This window comes from Pseudomonas urethralis, assembly GCF_021602465.1.
GTDB classification, from domain to species: domain Bacteria; phylum Pseudomonadota; class Gammaproteobacteria; order Pseudomonadales; family Pseudomonadaceae; genus Aquipseudomonas; species Aquipseudomonas vlassakiae.
Genome location: NZ_BQIJ01000001.1, coordinates 116,908 through 132,179 on the forward strand (window position 1 = coordinate 116,908; position 15,272 = coordinate 132,179).

Annotated in this window: 14 protein-coding genes; 6 read left to right on the forward strand and 8 right to left on the reverse strand. The window is 63.9% G+C overall.

From position 1 onward, the window contains the following. Positions 1-139: 139 nt before the first annotated feature. Together L6D64_RS00525 and L6D64_RS00530 are read right to left on the reverse strand one after the other, a co-directional pair. The gene (locus L6D64_RS00525; protein ID WP_176506516.1) at positions 140-1,462 is read right to left on the reverse strand and encodes an ATP-binding protein; all 1,323 of its coding nucleotides are present in this window, start codon (positions 1,460-1,462) and stop codon (positions 140-142) included. Then, entirely contained in the window at positions 1,459-2,142 is a 684-nt protein-coding gene (locus tag L6D64_RS00530) for a response regulator (protein ID WP_027921299.1), read from the reverse strand. The genes L6D64_RS00525 and L6D64_RS00530 overlap by 4 nt, the downstream gene beginning before the upstream one ends. A 291-nt stretch (positions 2,143-2,433) precedes the next feature. Between L6D64_RS00530 and L6D64_RS00535 the strand changes: the two genes are divergently transcribed. The 3 genes from L6D64_RS00535 to L6D64_RS00545 are packed head-to-tail and all read left to right on the forward strand — an operon-like array spanning position 2,434 to position 5,061. Continuing rightward, positions 2,434-3,780, forward strand: a complete 1,347-nt coding sequence (locus L6D64_RS00535) for a DUF6861 domain-containing protein (protein ID WP_176506792.1) — start codon at positions 2,434-2,436, stop codon at positions 3,778-3,780. Between the two features lie 17 nt (positions 3,781-3,797). Beyond that, the gene (locus L6D64_RS00540) at positions 3,798-4,415 is read left to right on the forward strand and encodes a GAD-like domain-containing protein (protein ID WP_176506791.1); all 618 of its coding nucleotides are present in this window, start codon (positions 3,798-3,800) and stop codon (positions 4,413-4,415) included. A gap of 22 nt (positions 4,416-4,437) precedes the next feature. After that, the gene (locus L6D64_RS00545) at positions 4,438-5,061 is read left to right on the forward strand and encodes a GAD-like domain-containing protein (RefSeq protein WP_176506790.1); all 624 of its coding nucleotides are present in this window, start codon (positions 4,438-4,440) and stop codon (positions 5,059-5,061) included. Positions 5,062-5,070: 9 nt separating this feature from the next. On the opposite strand, the gene L6D64_RS00550 is transcribed toward L6D64_RS00545, so the two are convergent. The 5 genes from L6D64_RS00550 to L6D64_RS00570 are packed head-to-tail and all read right to left on the reverse strand — an operon-like array spanning position 5,071 to position 11,183. Beyond that, complete coding sequence (locus tag L6D64_RS00550; RefSeq protein ID WP_176506789.1) at positions 5,071-5,637, reverse strand: nucleotidyltransferase family protein; 567 nt, start codon at positions 5,635-5,637, stop codon at positions 5,071-5,073. Next, the gene (locus L6D64_RS00555; RefSeq protein WP_176506788.1) at positions 5,634-6,605 is read right to left on the reverse strand and encodes an XdhC family protein; all 972 of its coding nucleotides are present in this window, start codon (positions 6,603-6,605) and stop codon (positions 5,634-5,636) included. Before L6D64_RS00555 ends, L6D64_RS00550 begins: the two co-directional genes overlap by 4 nt. Before the next feature lie 3 nt (positions 6,606-6,608). Beyond that, the gene (locus L6D64_RS00560; protein ID WP_176506787.1) at positions 6,609-7,820 is read right to left on the reverse strand and encodes a cytochrome c; all 1,212 of its coding nucleotides are present in this window, start codon (positions 7,818-7,820) and stop codon (positions 6,609-6,611) included. 2 nt (positions 7,821-7,822) lie between these two features. Then, positions 7,823-8,359, reverse strand: a complete 537-nt coding sequence (locus L6D64_RS00565) for a (2Fe-2S)-binding protein (protein WP_176506786.1) — start codon at positions 8,357-8,359, stop codon at positions 7,823-7,825. Beyond that, on the reverse strand, positions 8,352-11,183 hold the full coding sequence (locus L6D64_RS00570; RefSeq protein ID WP_176506785.1) for a xanthine dehydrogenase family protein molybdopterin-binding subunit: 2,832 nt from the start codon (positions 11,181-11,183) through the stop codon (positions 8,352-8,354). Before L6D64_RS00570 ends, L6D64_RS00565 begins: the two co-directional genes overlap by 8 nt. A gap of 280 nt (positions 11,184-11,463) precedes the next feature. Between L6D64_RS00570 and dsbD the strand changes: the two genes are divergently transcribed. Genes dsbD through dsbG form a run of 3 tightly spaced genes read left to right on the forward strand, consistent with a single transcriptional unit; the run spans position 11,464 to position 14,772 of the window. Next, positions 11,464-13,176 carry a protein-disulfide reductase DsbD gene (gene dsbD / locus L6D64_RS00575; protein ID WP_176506784.1) on the forward strand — a complete coding sequence of 571 codons (1,713 nt, stop codon included), beginning with the start codon at positions 11,464-11,466 and terminating at the stop codon, positions 13,174-13,176. After that, the gene (locus L6D64_RS00580) at positions 13,176-14,012 is read left to right on the forward strand and encodes a TlpA family protein disulfide reductase (protein WP_176506783.1); all 837 of its coding nucleotides are present in this window, start codon (positions 13,176-13,178) and stop codon (positions 14,010-14,012) included. The genes dsbD and L6D64_RS00580 overlap by 1 nt, the downstream gene beginning before the upstream one ends. Before the next feature lies 1 nt (position 14,013). After that, positions 14,014-14,772 (forward strand): thiol:disulfide interchange protein DsbG, encoded by a 759-nt coding sequence (dsbG, locus tag L6D64_RS00585; RefSeq protein WP_054884085.1) that lies wholly within the window; start codon positions 14,014-14,016, stop codon positions 14,770-14,772. A gap of 133 nt (positions 14,773-14,905) precedes the next feature. Here the strand turns inward: dsbG and L6D64_RS28275 are convergent, their stop codons facing one another. After that, the gene (locus L6D64_RS28275; RefSeq protein ID WP_276575092.1) at positions 14,906-15,028 is read right to left on the reverse strand and encodes a hypothetical protein; all 123 of its coding nucleotides are present in this window, start codon (positions 15,026-15,028) and stop codon (positions 14,906-14,908) included. Positions 15,029-15,272: the final 244 nt, after the last annotated feature.

Consider the following 15,272-nt stretch of genomic DNA (forward strand, 5'->3'; position numbering starts at 1 on the left):
CAAGCAAGCGAATGGGCAGTTATCGCTTGGAAAACGCTTGAGTGCGGGGAGGATTTAGCGGTTGTTACGGGAAATTCGCTAGCCTGTACCGGCCCTTTCGCGGGTTTACCCGGGAAAGGGCCGGTACAGGCAATAAAGATCAGCTTGCCGCACGCGCTGGCACCTGTAGCACCACCCGCAGCCCATCACTGCGGCTGTCGAACTTGAGGCTGCCAGCACAGCGCTGCACGATCGCCTGAACGATCGCCAGCCCCAACCCACAGCCACCGCTCTGCCCGTTGCGCCAGAAACGCTCGGTCAGGTGTTGCAGATCGGCTTCGGCAATCCCCGGGCCATGATCGCGCACCATGAACCCCACCTGCCCATCGGCCATCTGCACTTCCAGCTCCACCTCGGTATCGCCGCCATGGCGCAGGGCGTTGTCCAGCAGGTTGCGCAAGGCCGCCACCGCCAGCGGCGCAGGCATGCCCAGGTAGATCTGTGCAGCCTCCTGCGGCAGGTGCAAAACGATACGCCGGTTGTCGCCGCCGCCGGCGTCCTGCACTGCCTGACGGGCAACCTGCTCGGCGCTGCACTGCACGCCGTCGTCGAACGACAGGCTGCCCTCGACCCGCGCCAGCATCAACAACTGCTCCAGGGTCCGATGCATGCGGTCGGCGCCTTGTTCGGCATGCTCCAGCGCCTGCTCGCGCACCGCACCGTCGGTCATGCGCGCCACCTGCAGGTGGGTCTTGATCGCCGTCAGCGGGCTGCGCAGTTCGTGCGCGGCATCATCCGTCAGGCGCCGTTCACGCTCGATGGTCTGGGCGATACGCAGGAACAGCTGGTTCTGCGTATCGAGCAAGGGTTGCAGCTCGCTGGGCAAGCCGGCCACCTGCAACGGCTCGACACTGTCGGCACGCCGTCGGCGCAAAGCGTCGCGCATCCGATTGAGCGGTTCCAGGCCTTTGCCCAAGCCGATCCACAGCAGCCCGAGGCTGCCGAGCAAGGCCATCAGCACCGGCGCCGAGGCGGCGAGCAGAATCGACTGGTTCAGCGCCTCGCGCTCCATGTGCCGATCGGCGGTGGTGATGCGCACGTCACCGTGGTTGTAGGTGAAGGTGCGCCACAACGCACCATCGATGGTCTGGTCGCGGAAGCCGCTGCGCTGGTCATCCATGGCGCCGTCGTGCTTGTGGTTGCTGGCAAGGATCTCGCCGCGCAGGGAAGTCACCTGGCAGGCCATACCGTCGGGCACACTCAACTGGTCGGCGGAAAAATGAGCATCCTCGCCCTTGGCTGCCAACGGTTGCGGCAGCTGGTCGATCAGCCCGGCGACCATGCGCGCCGACGCCACCAGGCGCTGGTCGAGGGAGAACATCATCTGTTGGCGCAGGTCGCGCAACATCCACGCGGCTGCCAGCGCCCAGATGATGATGAAGGCGGTGCCGAGAATCAGGCTGAGGCGTACCCGCAGGCTCATGAAGCTGCTTCCTCTGGCGCCTGTGCCGGCCCCAGGCGATAACCCAGACCGCGCACGGTTTCGACAATGCTGTTGCCAAGCTTGCGGCGCAGGTGGTGGATATGGACGTTCAACGCGTTGCTCTCGACCTCGTCGCTGAAGCCGTACACACAGTCCTTGAGTTGTTCGCTGGACAGCACCCGGCCGGGGTTCTGCAACAGCGCCTGGAGCAGCGCCTGCTCGCGCCGCGAAAGGTCTACCGGCTGGCCGGCCAGGGACGCTTCGCAGCTGCTCGGGTCGTAGCGCAGCGGGCCGTGCTCGATCACATTCACCGCCCGCCCCGCCACCCGGCGCAGCAGAGTATGCAGGCGCGCAGCCAGCTCGCGCAGGTCGAAGGGTTTGAGCAGGTAGTCGTCGGCACCGGCCTGCAGGCCGTCGACGCGATCGGTGACGGCGTCGCGCGCGGTCAGCACCAGCACGGGCAGGTCCACACCTTGCTGGCGAAGGCGGCGCAGCAGTTTCAGGCCGTCTTCGTCGGGCAGGCCGAGGTCGAGGATCATCACGTCGAACTGCGCTGCCTGCAGCAGAGCCCGGGCGCTGGCGGCATTGGCCACGCGATCGACGGTCAGGCCCTGGGCGGTGAGGCCGGCGCAGATGCCGCTGGCGATCAGGTCGTCGTCCTCGCAGAGCAGAACGTGCATGGTGGTGGCTCCCGGAGTGGTGTGGCGGCATTGCACTATGGGGGGATTATGGACCTTTTTGTGTTTGCCTTGCTGCTTTCAGCGCCTGTGCGATCGAGCGCCGCGCGGGCGGCGCTCGATCGCACAGGCAACAAATCCCTCCAGCCCTACCCATCGCAAAAACACCTCAATCCCGCCCCGTCTCCCCCCATCAACAACGAAATAGACTTTTCCTACAGCTGACTCAGGAACGTCCCACATCCACTCCATGATGTGATTTCCCCTGCACAAAAACTGGCAGGGAGACGCCTTATGCTGCTCTGGCACATCGTGCCCACCTGGCGCGATATCGAGACACGCATCACCGATGAAATGGGCTATCAAGGAGGTGCCCATTTCCGTACTTACCTCAACGAAGCAGTGCCGTCACTGGCCCTCAACCTGCGCCGCGTGGACAGCGTGCGGCGCGCTTTCTACGAGGCCGAATCGAAAGCCGGCCAGCTGCTGCGCCAGCGCTTCGCCGACCTCGATATCAAAAGCATCCTCAACGACCTGCTCGGCGTCGCCGAGCAAATGGCGATGATCGTCGCTGGCACTGCCCTCACCGGCGGCCTGCTCGGCGCCGGCATCGGCGCCTTCGCCGGCGGTGCCGGTGCCATTCCCGGCGGCGTAGCCGGCACCGCGATCGGCTTCAAGGTCAGCGGCTGGATCCTCGGCGTGCTGGGCATCGCCTCGCTCGCCGAGTTCTTCGTCGACGGCTTGCCGCGCATTGGCGAGTACTACCTGCAAGGCATCGGCATCGCCTGGGAAGGCACACGCGGTGAAGAAGGGCTGAACGCGTTCAGCCAGGACAACCCGTATGCCATCGATCAAGCGGCGCATTTCATTGCCACTGGGCATGTGGAAGTGGTGATGCTGCTGTTGGGCGCCATGGTGTCCTACCTCACCCGTGGCGGTGGCAATGCGGGTGTGCTGGCCCAGGAGATGGCCGCCAGCAAGAAAGGCTCGCGGATTGGGCAGTGGATGCTCAAGCACGAAGAGGCTTTGAAGAAACGGCCTGACCTGCAACTGCCGGAGCGACGCAAGGGCGCGGCGGGGGAGCCCCAACCTGCGCAGCCTGACCGGCCTGCGGGGAAAGACAAGGAGCCATCCAAGGGCAAGCCCGGTAGCATGCCGTTGCATACGGTGGCATGTTTCAAGGCGGACAAGTTGCCGGCGTCGAAGCATGGCGAGTTTGAACGGCAGTTGAAGGGACAACAGGACGGACTTAATCGGCTGACAGTCGAAGAGTTCCTTAACAACCTCGCTAATCCAGCCAAACGAAATCCTCGCCTTGCAAAGCAAGCGAGAAAGGAGCTCTACGCTGAGTTGCAAGAGAGGATTCAGAAAGACCTTTTGAAGACCATGAGTCCCATTGAAGCGAGAAAGCTCTCAGTGAAGCAAGCAAAGGAAACCCTGTCGTCCTTAGCTGCTCTTCACAACCCTGACCTTGTAGCCGGCGGTCGAGATTCCATTACCGACTTTGGTGACAGGCAGGTTAATTCCACTATAGGCCCACAATGGAGAAGCAAAGTTGATAGCATGAAAGCAGCCGCCGAAAAAGCGTCGAAATCTGGAGCCGCTTCAAGCCTGCTAAACGTAAAACTGCACAAATGTTGATCATTGAGGATGATGCCATGGATGAAATTTTCTCACTCTTTATTGAGCAAGTCGGGGAGCCTGTATTCCGACAAGAAGTTCCCCCTTCAAGCATAGAGCGATATAAAGGAGTACTCCCCGATAAATTGTTGGAGTATTGGATAGAGCACGGCTGGGGGGGATACGGCGACGGCATATTCTGGATCGTCAACCCTCAAGAATATGAAGGAGTAACGGCCTCGCTCATTGGAGGCACACCATTAGAAAAAAGAGACCGATATCACATCATCGCTCGCGGCGCGTTCGGCGATCTGTTTTTATTTGGGGAGAACACAGGCTTTTCCGTAAAAATCCTGGCTCACCTCTCGCGATACAGAGGTAGCGAATATGAGTTGACGGCAGCTGACATGGACACCGAAGTCCAAAGCTTTTTCCTAAGCAAGGAGAAAGCATCTGTTGACTTCGATGACATGTTCGAATCTGCAAAGAGCAAACTAGGCGTACTAAAACACGATGAAATGTATGGTTTCGTTCCCGCCTTGGCATTCGGTGGGCCATGCGAGCTTTCCCACCTTGAGAAAGTCAAGACCTTGGAGCACTTGATACTGCTCTCCCAAATCTGCCCCCTCACACCCTATAGCTTTTCTGACTTCTAACCCCACCGATAGGCACAAAGAAATGAGCGTACTCTTCTCCATCTTTCTCGAAACCTTCAACAATCCCGTCGGCCACAAGCCCGTTCCCCCTGCCACGCTGGATCACTACCAAGGCAAACTCCCAAACCAACTCCTGACCTACTGGCAAGACCACGGCTGGTGCGGCTACGGCGGTGGTCTGTTGTGGATGGTCAACCCGCAGGAATACGAAGATGTCGTAGCTTCCTGGCTGGCCGGTACGCACTTCGAGACCCACGACACCTACCACCTCATTGCCCGCAGTGCGTTCGGCGAGCTGTACCTCTGGGGCGAAAAAACCGGCTCGGTGCTGACCATCACTGCCTACGCTTCCCGCTACATCGCGGGTGCCAACAGCTCGACCGAAGAAGAGCGAGACGCGAAGATCCAGGGGCTGCTCATGTGGGTAATGACTGAGGGGATCGACCTGGGCCTGTTCGACTCGGCCAGGGAAACTCTGGGGACGTTGGCACCAGACGAGATGTATGGCTTTGTTCCGGCGTTGATGCTGGGCGGCCCCGCAGATCTGGCCAATCTCCAGCGGCTCAAGGCCGACGTCCATCTGATTCTGCTGTCCCAGCTAAGCGAACTAGAACCTCATGAGCTTGAGGGTGAGGACGATGCGTGACAGCAAAGCTCATTGGCGCAGCGCATCGGGCGTATCGACATCCCGCAGCACACCGGCATCCTCGACTGCCAGCCTGACGCAACTGTGAGGATGGGCCTTCACCACCGAACGCGCCCCTTCATCGCCGGTCAGCCGCGCCAGCGCTGGCCAGAAATCACGCCCGAACAGCACCGGATGGCCCTGCTGCCCGGCATGACAAGGCAACACTATCTTCGACCCACTGGCCTCGCGTGCAAGCAAACCCAGGGTCTCGCGTTGCACCCAGGGCATGTCACCCAGCAGAATCGCCACCGCCTGCGCCTCGCAGTCGACCAGCGAGGCGGCACCGGCCGCCAGGCTATGGCCCATTCCCAGCGCAAAGTCCGCACTGCAGATGACTCGGCACGCCGCTGGCAACCCTAGCTCCTCGCCCCGCTCGCCGTCACGCAGCACCACCCGCACATCATCGAAAACCGTGCAGGCACGCTCGACGCTGTGCACCAGCAAGCTACGCCCATCGGCCATCAGCGCCCGCCGCTTGTCAGCACCGAAGCGCACGCTGCTGCCGGCCGCCAACACCAGCGCCGCCACTATCACAACGCACCCCGCCCGATGCCATTGCGCAAGCGCAGGATATCGGCGAGTACCGCCAGGGCGATCTCGGCCGGGGTCTTGCTGCCCAGGTTGAGGCCGATCGGCGCATGGATCCGCGCCAGCTCGTCATGGCCCAGGCCGCCAATGCGCTGCAAGCGTTCGCGACGCTTGTCGGAGGTGGCCTTCGAGCCCATCACGCCAATGTAGAACGCTTCGGTACGCACCGCTTCAAGCATGGCCAGGTCATCGATTTTCGGATCATGGGTCAATGCAACCACTGCCGTGTCAGCATGGCAACCGCCGTTAGCGATGAACTCCGAAGGCAGCTCACGGCGCACCTCGATACCGTCCAGCACCACGCCGTCGAGCACCTCGTCTCGCGGGTCGCAGAGGATGACTTCAAAGCCCATGCTTTTGGCGAACTCGGCACAGAAGTGCGCGACACTGGAATACCCGGCCAGCAGCAACCGCTGGGCGGCGCCGACACGCAAGCGCACGCGCCCGCTTTCACGCTCCACACGTGGCCCCTGGCTGTGGTCGTCGCGCAGCTGACGATCCCCTTGCGCCAGGCTCACCTCACGCAGCAGTCGGCGCTGGCCTCGCAGCGCACCCTCCAGCGCACGCAGGTGGGCCTGCACCTCACAGCCGGCCGGCAGGTTCTCCACCAGTACCTCGAGCACGCCGCCACAAGGCAGGCGAATGTTCGAACGCGGGTCACTGCCATCGCCATAGCGCACGATGGCAATCGGCTCGGGGAACTCGCCCCGCCCCACACGTTCGAGGAAATCTTCCTCGACGCAGCCGCCCGACAGCGAACCCAGCCACTGGCCGCTGGCGTTGACCGCCAGCAGCGAGCCCGGCGCGCGCGGCGCCGAGCCGTAGGTGGCGAGCACCGTGCACAACCACACCCGCTGGCCATTGCACGACCACTGCAGCGCCTGGCTGATCACCTGGAGATCGAGATGCTGCACGGTTTATTCCGCCTTCATTTCGGCGAGCTGCTGTACGGTAAGGTCGCCGGGCAATCCACCCCAGGCCTGGCGCAGGTAGTTGACCATGTCTGTCACCTGCTGGTCGTCGAGCTTGTCGGCGAAGCCCGGCATTGGCTGCATGCGCTCGAAACCGGTGAACTGCTGCTCACGGATGCCGTCGCGGATGGCCTTGACCAGATTGCGCGAGTCGCCCTGGCGCAGCACCGTGTTGCCGCGCATGGCCACCGCGATGTGCGGCTTGCCCTCGCCTTCGACGCCGTGGCAACCGGCGCAGACGTTGAGGTATTGCTGCTGGCCGCGCTTGGCACTATCGCTCATCTGCTCCAGAGCAACCGGCTTGATCGCCTTGGCGGGCGGCGGCTGGTCGCCGAGCAGGTAGGTAGCCATGGCCGCCAGGTCGGCATCTTCCAGGTGCTGGGTGCTGTGGTGCACCACCGGGAACATCTCGTTGAACATGCTGCCCTGGGCACTGATGCCGTGCTTGAGGAAGGTGGTCAGGTCCGGCTGGGTCCAGCCACGGTCGGCCAGGTCCTGGGCCAGCAGGCTCGGTGCCAGGTAGCCGCCGAGCAGGCCGCCCGTGAAGCGCTGGTCCTGTTGCAGGGCGCCGATGGCGTTGCGCGGGGTGTGGCATTCGCCGCAATGCCCCATGACCTCGACCATGTACTGCCCGCGCTGCCAGGCCGGGCTCTTGCCTTCGGTCGGCTGCAGTTGCACGCTCTTGCCATAGAGCATGTTCCAGCCGCTCAGCCCGAGGCGCACGTTGAACGGGAAGCTCAACGCCGTCTGCGGTGCCGGGCGGTTGATCGGTGGCACGGTCATCAGGTAGGCGAGGATGGCATCGGAGTCCTCGCGCTTGATCAGGTGGTACGAGGTGTACGGCATCGCCGGGTAGAGGTTGGCGCCATCCTTGCGTTTGCCCTCGGTGACCGCGGCGAAGAATTCGTCGGCCGTGTAGTTGCCGATGCCGTAGTGCTTGTCCGGGGTGATGTTGCTGCCATAGATAGTGCCGAACGGCGAATGGATCGGCAGGCCACCGGCGAACGGCGCGCCGCCTTCGGCCGTGTGGCAGGCCATGCAGTCGGCTGCGCGGGCCAGGTATTCACCCCGCTTGACCTGCGCCTGGTCGGCCGCCTGGGCCTGCGAAAAGACGGCAAGGCCGAGGGCCAGCGCAAAAGTGCTGCGAACAACGCCCATGCTCAACCCTCCTTGACCAGGCCGAGGTCGTTGAGCACCGTGCGGGTGGCGTCATAGTAACGCACGTACCCGGTGCAGCGACAGATGTGGTGGCCGAGGCTGGCCTCGATGCGCTCTTCCACTTCGCTCTGCTTGAGCGGCTGGCGCTGGGCGGTTTCCACCAGCACCGTGGCGGCGTTGACGAAGCCCGGCGCGCAATAGCTGCACTGGAAGGCGAACAGGTCGACGAACTTCTGCTGGATCGGGTTCAGCGTCAGGTTGCCGGCCTCGTCCTGCTTGGCATGGCCTTCGATGGTGCGGACCTTCTTGCCCTCGAAATAATGCGCGCCAGTGATGCAGGTGCGCACTTCCTCGCTGGTGCCGTCGGGGTTGTCGACGATCACCACGCAGGCATGGCAGATGCCCTGGCCGCAGCCCAGGCGGGACCCGGTGAGGTTCTGGTGCTCGTGCAGGTAGTCGATCATCGCCAGGTCATCAGGGATCTCGACCGGGCCGACCGGTTGACCGTTGAGGGTCAGTTGCAGTGGACGGTTAGCCATTGAGGGCCTCCTTGATACGGGCTGGGGTGATGGGGAGATCGCGCACGCGCTTGCCAATGGCATGCGCCACGGCGTTGCCGATGGCACCGACGACCGGGATCATCACCACTTCGGCGATGCCTTTGGACGGGTCGGTCGGTGACAGCGGCGGGAGGATTTCGCTGGTCTGCTTCCACACCGCCACATCGCGTGCGAGCGGCAGGCGGTAGCGGTTGAAGTTCCAGTCGCCCTCCCCGGGCCCACCTTCGTACAATGGCATTTCTTCGGTCAGCGCATGGCCGATGCCCATGGCGATACCGCCTTCGAGCTGGCCCTTGACCAGCTCCGGTACCAGCACCCTGCCGCACTCGACCCAGCTGTGGTGGTTGAGCACCTGCACCTCGTGAGTCCCCTTGTTGACCTTGACCTCGACAATGGTCGCCACCGGGCTGTAGTAGGTGACCATGGCGTTGTTCAGCTGGGTATCCGGGTAGGCGGCGTTCTGCCGGTCGAGCAGGTGGTAGCCATGACTGCTCATCTGCGCTTTCTTGGCATTCACCGCGCCATCGCCGTACTTCACCGCCAGGGCATCGAGCGGCAAGCGCTCGCGTACGCCGTCGATGACGAAGTCGGCCTCGGCCCAGCTCCAGCGGTTGAAACCGTGCACGCTGACGCCCGTGACCAGGCCCATCTCGTGAGCCTTCTGCGCCAACTGGGCGAACGGGATCGGCGCCAGGCCGTTGCCTGTCAGCTCACCGTTGACCCACACTGCGTTCTCGCGGCGTACCACCAGCGGGTTGGCCTGGCCGCCGTGCGGACCCTGGCTCCAGATGGCCATGGCTGCTGGCCACAGGCCGTGGTTGAACAGCACGCGGGCCGCTTCGCGGGTGGCGTGGCTGAAGTAGAACGCCGAGTTGGTCGCCGACGACGGCGAGGCCAGCTTGCCGACCCAGCGTGGATTGCGCAGCGCGCTGTCCTGCTCAGGCTGGCTGATCAGGTACGGGTTGCCGCTGGTGGTCAGCTGTAGCTCCGGCCATTCGGTGACCGCGGTCTTGACCTCGTCGGCCGAGCGGCCGAGGAAGTCGCTGACCACCAGGGCCTGGGAGGTGGACATGCCAGTGCCCAGTTCAGTGCCGATGTGGCGCAGGTTGATGCGGCCATCGGCGCTGAACTCGATGCTGGCCATCGGCGCTTCGGAGCCGGTGCCGAAGTCCTTCTGGCAGATGGCGAAGCCGACGCCGTACCAGTGGTCCGGGTCCTTGGCGTCCATTTGCTGTTTGCGCGCATCACGGTTGCGCCACCAGTCGTGCACGGCAGCCTTGTCGAGGATCTCGTACAGGCGCAGCGCGCCAGCGGGGACCGCACCCTGGGTGTTCTTCATGCCCGACTTCAGCGCATTGGCGCGGCGCAGGTCGATGGCATCGACGCCCAGGCGACCGGCGATTTCATCCACCATCATCTCGGTGGCAGCCATGCTCTGCAGGGTACCGTAGCCGCGCATGGAGCCAGCCTCGACACCGCGGGAGAAGTAGGCGGTCACCGACAGGTCGTTCTGCGGCATGTAGTAGATCGACTGCGCCGCGGTGGCGCCCACCGCAGCCACCGATGGGCTGTAGTTGATGCGCCCGCCGCCGTCGCAGCTCATGTCGGCACGGAAGATCTTGAAGCGGTTGTCCTTCTTGTCCACCGCCAGCTGGTAGCGGATGTCGAAGGCATGGCGCTTGATGCCGCTCTGGAACTGCTCGTAGCGGTCGTTGGCCAGGCGGATCGGCACACCCGCGCCATACAGGGCGGCCACGGCGGCGTAGAAGACAAAGATGTTGTTGTCTTTGGAGCCGTAACCCACGGTGTAGCCCGGGTGCATGTTCAGCGTATTCAGGGCGAAGCGCGACGGCTTGATCATGTGCACGCATTCCTGCGCCACTTCGAACGGGCACTGGGTGGCGACCACGAAGTGCAGTGTGCCGGTCGCCGGGTCGTACCAGCCGTTGCCGTTGTCCGGCTCCAGTGCGGCAGGCTCGATCGAGGGCGTCTTGTAGCGCTCGTCGAACACCAGCCAGTCCTCAGGCGGGTTGTCCAGCTGTTCAGCCATGCGCTTGGCGTAGAACAGGCCCTGCTCGGTCAGATCGCCGTGCTGGTTGGGCTGCTTGGACCACACCGGCTTGCGGTTGAGGATGGTCGGGAACAGCATGGAATTCTTCAGGCTGGAGAATTCATCGTCGTCGAACGGCGTGGCACCGCCCACCCGCACGAAACGGAAGCTGCCGTAGGGGTCGCGCTGATACAACGGGGCCTGAGCGCCGTACTGGATCGCCTTGTCGTTGAACTGCAGCTTGCGCTTGGCCTGACGGAAGCGCTCGAAGTCGTGCCAGATCAGAATCGCCACCGGGTGGCCGATGAACATCGGCACCTGGCCGGGCGGCAACAGTGGGTCGGGCGAATGAGCCTCGGGCCAGGCGATGCCGTCCTTGGCCAGGTCGGCGGCGGTGACGATACGGTCCGGCTGCAGCTCGGCGCCGAGCAGGCTCAGGTCATGGCCGGCATAGATGCGATCGACCTTGGTCGCCTTGAGCAGCAGCGCGTGGCCTTGCCGGGTCGGCCAGCCGGGCATGTCCTTGGCGCGGATGTCGCGGGCAAAGACCTTGTTGCCGCAGACCTTGGACAGGGCGTCGTTGCGAAATCGCGCCTTGCCGTCATGGTTCATCCACTTTTGCGGCGAGGTGGTGACACGCTCCTCCATCAGGGCGGCGAACGCCTGGCTGCCGAGCGGCGCCATGGTCACGCCGACACCAGCGATCAGGCCGCCTTGCAAGAAGGCGCGCCGGGAAATATCACGGTTGGACATGCTTGATCCTCTGGGCAGAAGAATTTCTGCCCATGTCTTTTCGATTCTTGTGCGGGGGACTCGGAAGGGTAAGAACCTTGTCACGCAAGTCAGAAAAAACTGACTTCTACGTCAACTTTACAACAAGAATATGGGCATAAGCAAAGTCAAGTCGACAATATGTCGCGGCGTGTCGAAGAGCGGCACCGTGCCGCGACAACAGCGTCGGCAGCAACGGTTAACCTTGGGTTAATCGACCCCAGCCAGCATGGCCCTCATTCCGAACTGCCAAGGCGAAGACATGCGCATCCTTTTGCTCTTCCTGACATTCCTTCTGGCCGGCCCGTTGAAGGCCAACCCGTTCGACGCCAAACCCGACTTCCTCCCGGTCGACCAGGCGTTCGTGCTGACTCATGACCGCCAGGCCGATGGCCAGATGCGCCTGTACTTCCAGATCAAGCAGGGTTACTACCTGTACCAGAAGCGCCTGAAATTCGACGGCTTGCCTGCCGAACAGCAGCCGCAACTGCCCCCCGCCCTGAATCACCATGACGAATTCTTTGGTGACAGCGCGGTATACCGCGACCAGCTCGAACTACTCATCCCGGCCAATGCCCAGGGCCAGTTGCGCCTGGGCTGGCAGGGCTGTGCCGATGCCGGTCTGTGCTACCCACCGCAGACCACCGCCATCGACCTGGGCGGCAGCGCGACGCCGGCCGCCGAACAAGCCAGCGACCAGGCACTGGCCAGCGGCCTGCAAAGCGCCAGCCTGGCCTGGAGCCTGCTGGCGTTCTTCGGCCTCGGCCTGCTGCTGGCGTTCACCCCCTGCTCGCTGCCGATGCTGCCGATCCTCGCCGGCCTGGTCATGGGCAATGGTGCCAGCGCCCGGCGTGGCTGGCTGCTGGCCGGGGTATACGTGCTGAGCATGGCGCTGGTGTATGCGGCGCTGGGTGTGGTCGCGGCGCTGCTGGGGGCCAGCCTGCAGGCATGGTTGCAGCAACCCTGGCTGCTGGGCAGCCTGGCCGGCCTGTTCATCCTTCTCGCCCTGCCCATGTTCGGCGCTTTCGAGCTGCAACTGCCGGCCGCCCTGCGCGATCGCCTCGACCGCGCCGGCCAAGGTACCCGTGGAGGCAACCTGTATGGCGCGGCGCTGCTGGGTGCCCTTTCGGGGCTGCTGCTGGGTCCATGCATGACCGCGCCGCTGGCGGGTGCGCTACTGTTCATCGCGCAAAGCGGCGATGTGCTGCAAGGGGCTCTGGTACTGTTCAGCCTGGGCCTGGGGATGGGCATGCCGCTGCTGTTGCTGGTGACTCTGGGCAACCGCTACCTGCCGCGCCCGGGCGCATGGATGAACCGGGTCAAGGGTGTGTTCGGCTTCGTGTTCCTGGCCATGGCCCTTTACACCGTGCGCGGGCTGCTCGCCGCACCCGTGGTGCTGGCCCTGAGCGGTGCCTGGCTGATTGCCCTGGGCTGGGCCGCCTGGCCGGCCCTGCAGCGTTTGCCGGCGCTGCGTGCGGTACCGCTGCTGGGTGCCTTGTGGGGTGGCCTGCTGCTGGTCGGCGCGGCTGCAGGAGGCGACGATCTGTGGCAACCGTTGCGGCCATTTGCTGGCGGCCCTGCCCCCGCCACAGGGCAAACGGCCGATCAGCACTTCGTCACGGTCAGCAGCCCTGAAGCCCTGCAGCGTGAACTGGATGCCGCCAGGGCTCGAGGCCAGTGGGTCATGGTCGATTACTACGCCGACTGGTGCGTGTCGTGCAAGGTCATGGAGAAACAGGTATTCACCCGCCCCGATGTGCAAACCAGCCTGGCGGGCGTGCACCTGCTGCGCCTGGATGTGACCGCCGACTCTGCCGCCAGCCGCGCCCTGCTGCAGCGCTACCAGGTGCCCGGCCCGCCCAGCATCATCTGGCTCGGCCCGGAAGGCGAAGAGCGCCGCGCACGGCGCATCACCGGTGAGGTGGATGCCGCCGCGTTCCTGCAACACTGGACCCAGACCCGGAGCCAAGGCTGATGCTGACGGTAACCCTCGGGCCGCTGACCATGGCCCTGAACCACCTGCTGATGCTGGCCGCCCTCGGCGTGGCCTGCCTGGTCGGTTGGTGGGTCGCCCGGCGTGGCGGCGAAAGCCCGGAATCGGCGCTGTTCAACCTGTTCCTGGTCGGCCTGCTGTGCGCCCGCCTGGGTTTCGTGCTGGCGTACTGGCCGATGTACCGCGACGACCTGGTGCAAGTCATCGACATCCGTGACGGCGGCTTCCTGCTCGGGTCGGGCCTGGTCGGCATCGTCCTCGCGACGCTCTGGCAGGGTTGGCGCCAGCCTGGCCTGCGACGCCCGCTGGGCTGGGCACTGTTCAGCGGTGCGCTGTTCTGGGGCCTGAGCAGCCTGGGCAGCCACCTGTACGGCAAGGGCACCGCGCTGCCCGACCTGAGCCTGCGCAATGCCACTGGCCAGTCGGTGGCCCTGCACAGCTACCGGGGCAAGCCGCTGGTAGTCAATATCTGGGCCACCTGGTGCCCGCCATGCCGCCGGGAAATGCCAGTGCTGCAACAGGCCCAGGGCGAATACCCGCACGTGACCTTCATCTTCGTCAACCAGGGCGAGACGCCGGAAATCGTCACGACCTTCCTCGCCACCACCGGGCTGAGCCTGACCCATGTGCTGTTCGACGGCACTGGCGTGCTGGCTCAGCGGGTCGGTTCGATGGCCCTGCCCACCACCCTGTTCTACGACGCCGACGGCCGCCTGATCGGCAGCCACCTCGGCGAGCTGTCGCGGGCCAGCCTGCGTCATGCCCTGGAACCTTTCGAGCGGGCCAAGGCGCCCGCCCCTGCCGCACAAGGAAACTGACATGCGATTGACTGCCCTGCTGCCCCTGTCCCTGGCCCTGCTGGCCGCCCCGCTGGTGCAGGCCGAAGACCTGCCCAAGGCGATCCAGCAATTGCAAGCCAAAGGCGCCGAGATCAAGGGCAGCTTCGATGCGCCCAACGGCCTGCGCGGCTATGCTGCCGAATACCAGAACAACGCCTTGGCCCTGTACCTGACCCCGGATGGCAAGCACGTACTGGTCGGCAGCCTGTTCGACGAACAAGGCAAGGACCTCAGCGCCGAGCCCCTGCAAAAGCTGGTGTATGCGCCGATGAGCAAGGAGATCTGGGCGAAGATGGAGAAAACCGCCTGGATCGCCGACGGCAAGGACAGCGCGCCGCGCAAGGTGTACCTGTTCAGCGACCCTAACTGCCCGTACTGCAACATGTTCTGGGAGCAGGCACGGCCGTGGGTCGACTCGGGCAAGGTGCAGTTGCGCCATATCATGGTCGGCATCATCCGCGAAGACAGCCCGGGCAAATCGGCGGCATTGTTGGCAGCCAAGGACCCGGCCAAGGCCCTGCATGAGCATGAGAAAGCGGGCAAGGCAAGCAGCCTGAAGCCGCTGGACAAGGTGCCCGATGCCGTGCAACAGAAGCTGGCAGCGAACATGGCGCTGATGGAAGAGATGGGGCTGCAGGCGACCCCGGCGATTTTCTATCAGGATGAGCAGGGCAACCTGCAGAGCCAGCAAGGCGCGCCGCGGCCGGAGTTGCTTGGCAAGATTCTCGGTAAGCGCTGACTTCCGGGTTTTCTGTGCCGGCCTCTTCGCGGGTAAACCCGCTCCCACAGGTACTGCGTTATCCTTGAGGTGCGCCTCACCCTGTGGGAGCGGGTTTACCCGCGAAGAGGCCAGTGCAGGCTAGCCAATCAACTTAAAGCCCTTCGAGCTCAGCCATCAGGTCGCTTAGCCGTTCAGCCTTCGCCTCATCCACCACGCTCCCCTGCAACCCACGCACGTACTCGGCCAACGCCTCCACCGTGCTGCATTCGAACATCGCCCCAGGTAGGCCTGGCTGTGCTGCCCGCCAATCTCGATGGTCGGCAATACCTTGCGGTCGAGCTTGCTGGGTGTCGTGCGAAATCAGGCCGAGGCTATCTAGTGAAAAGAAGCCGTTCCATCCACTCTCAACAAACTGCAATCGTGCATGAGAGCGAGACCAAACATCTTGAAACAATCTGCCGCAAAGAATATCGGCTAAATATCGCGCCTCTCCCTTTGATACTCAAAAACCGAGAGAC

What these genes read in the sequence shown, in the direction of transcription:
- dsbG (WP_054884085.1), top strand. Translation starts at nt 14,014, where the DNA reads ATGCGATTGACTGCCCTGCTGCCCCTGTCCCTGGCCCTGCTGGCCGCC.
- L6D64_RS00530 (WP_027921299.1), bottom strand. Translation starts at nt 2,142, where the DNA reads ATGCACGTTCTGCTCTGCGAGGACGACGACCTGATCGCCAGCGGCATC.
- L6D64_RS00535 (WP_176506792.1), top strand. Translation starts at nt 2,434, where the DNA reads ATGCTGCTCTGGCACATCGTGCCCACCTGGCGCGATATCGAGACACGC.
- L6D64_RS00565 (WP_176506786.1), bottom strand. Translation starts at nt 8,359, where the DNA reads ATGGCTAACCGTCCACTGCAACTGACCCTCAACGGTCAACCGGTCGGC.
- L6D64_RS00545 (WP_176506790.1), top strand. Translation starts at nt 4,438, where the DNA reads ATGAGCGTACTCTTCTCCATCTTTCTCGAAACCTTCAACAATCCCGTC.
- L6D64_RS00570 (WP_176506785.1), bottom strand. Translation starts at nt 11,183, where the DNA reads ATGTCCAACCGTGATATTTCCCGGCGCGCCTTCTTGCAAGGCGGCCTG.
- L6D64_RS28275 (WP_276575092.1), bottom strand. Translation starts at nt 15,028, where the DNA reads ATGTTCGAATGCAGCACGGTGGAGGCGTTGGCCGAGTACGTGCGTGGG.
- L6D64_RS00560 (WP_176506787.1), bottom strand. Translation starts at nt 7,820, where the DNA reads ATGGGCGTTGTTCGCAGCACTTTTGCGCTGGCCCTCGGCCTTGCCGTC.
- L6D64_RS00540 (WP_176506791.1), top strand. Translation starts at nt 3,798, where the DNA reads ATGGATGAAATTTTCTCACTCTTTATTGAGCAAGTCGGGGAGCCTGTA.
- L6D64_RS00525 (WP_176506516.1), bottom strand. Translation starts at nt 1,462, where the DNA reads ATGAGCCTGCGGGTACGCCTCAGCCTGATTCTCGGCACCGCCTTCATC.
- dsbD (WP_176506784.1), top strand. Translation starts at nt 11,464, where the DNA reads ATGCGCATCCTTTTGCTCTTCCTGACATTCCTTCTGGCCGGCCCGTTG.
- L6D64_RS00580 (WP_176506783.1), top strand. Translation starts at nt 13,176, where the DNA reads ATGCTGACGGTAACCCTCGGGCCGCTGACCATGGCCCTGAACCACCTG.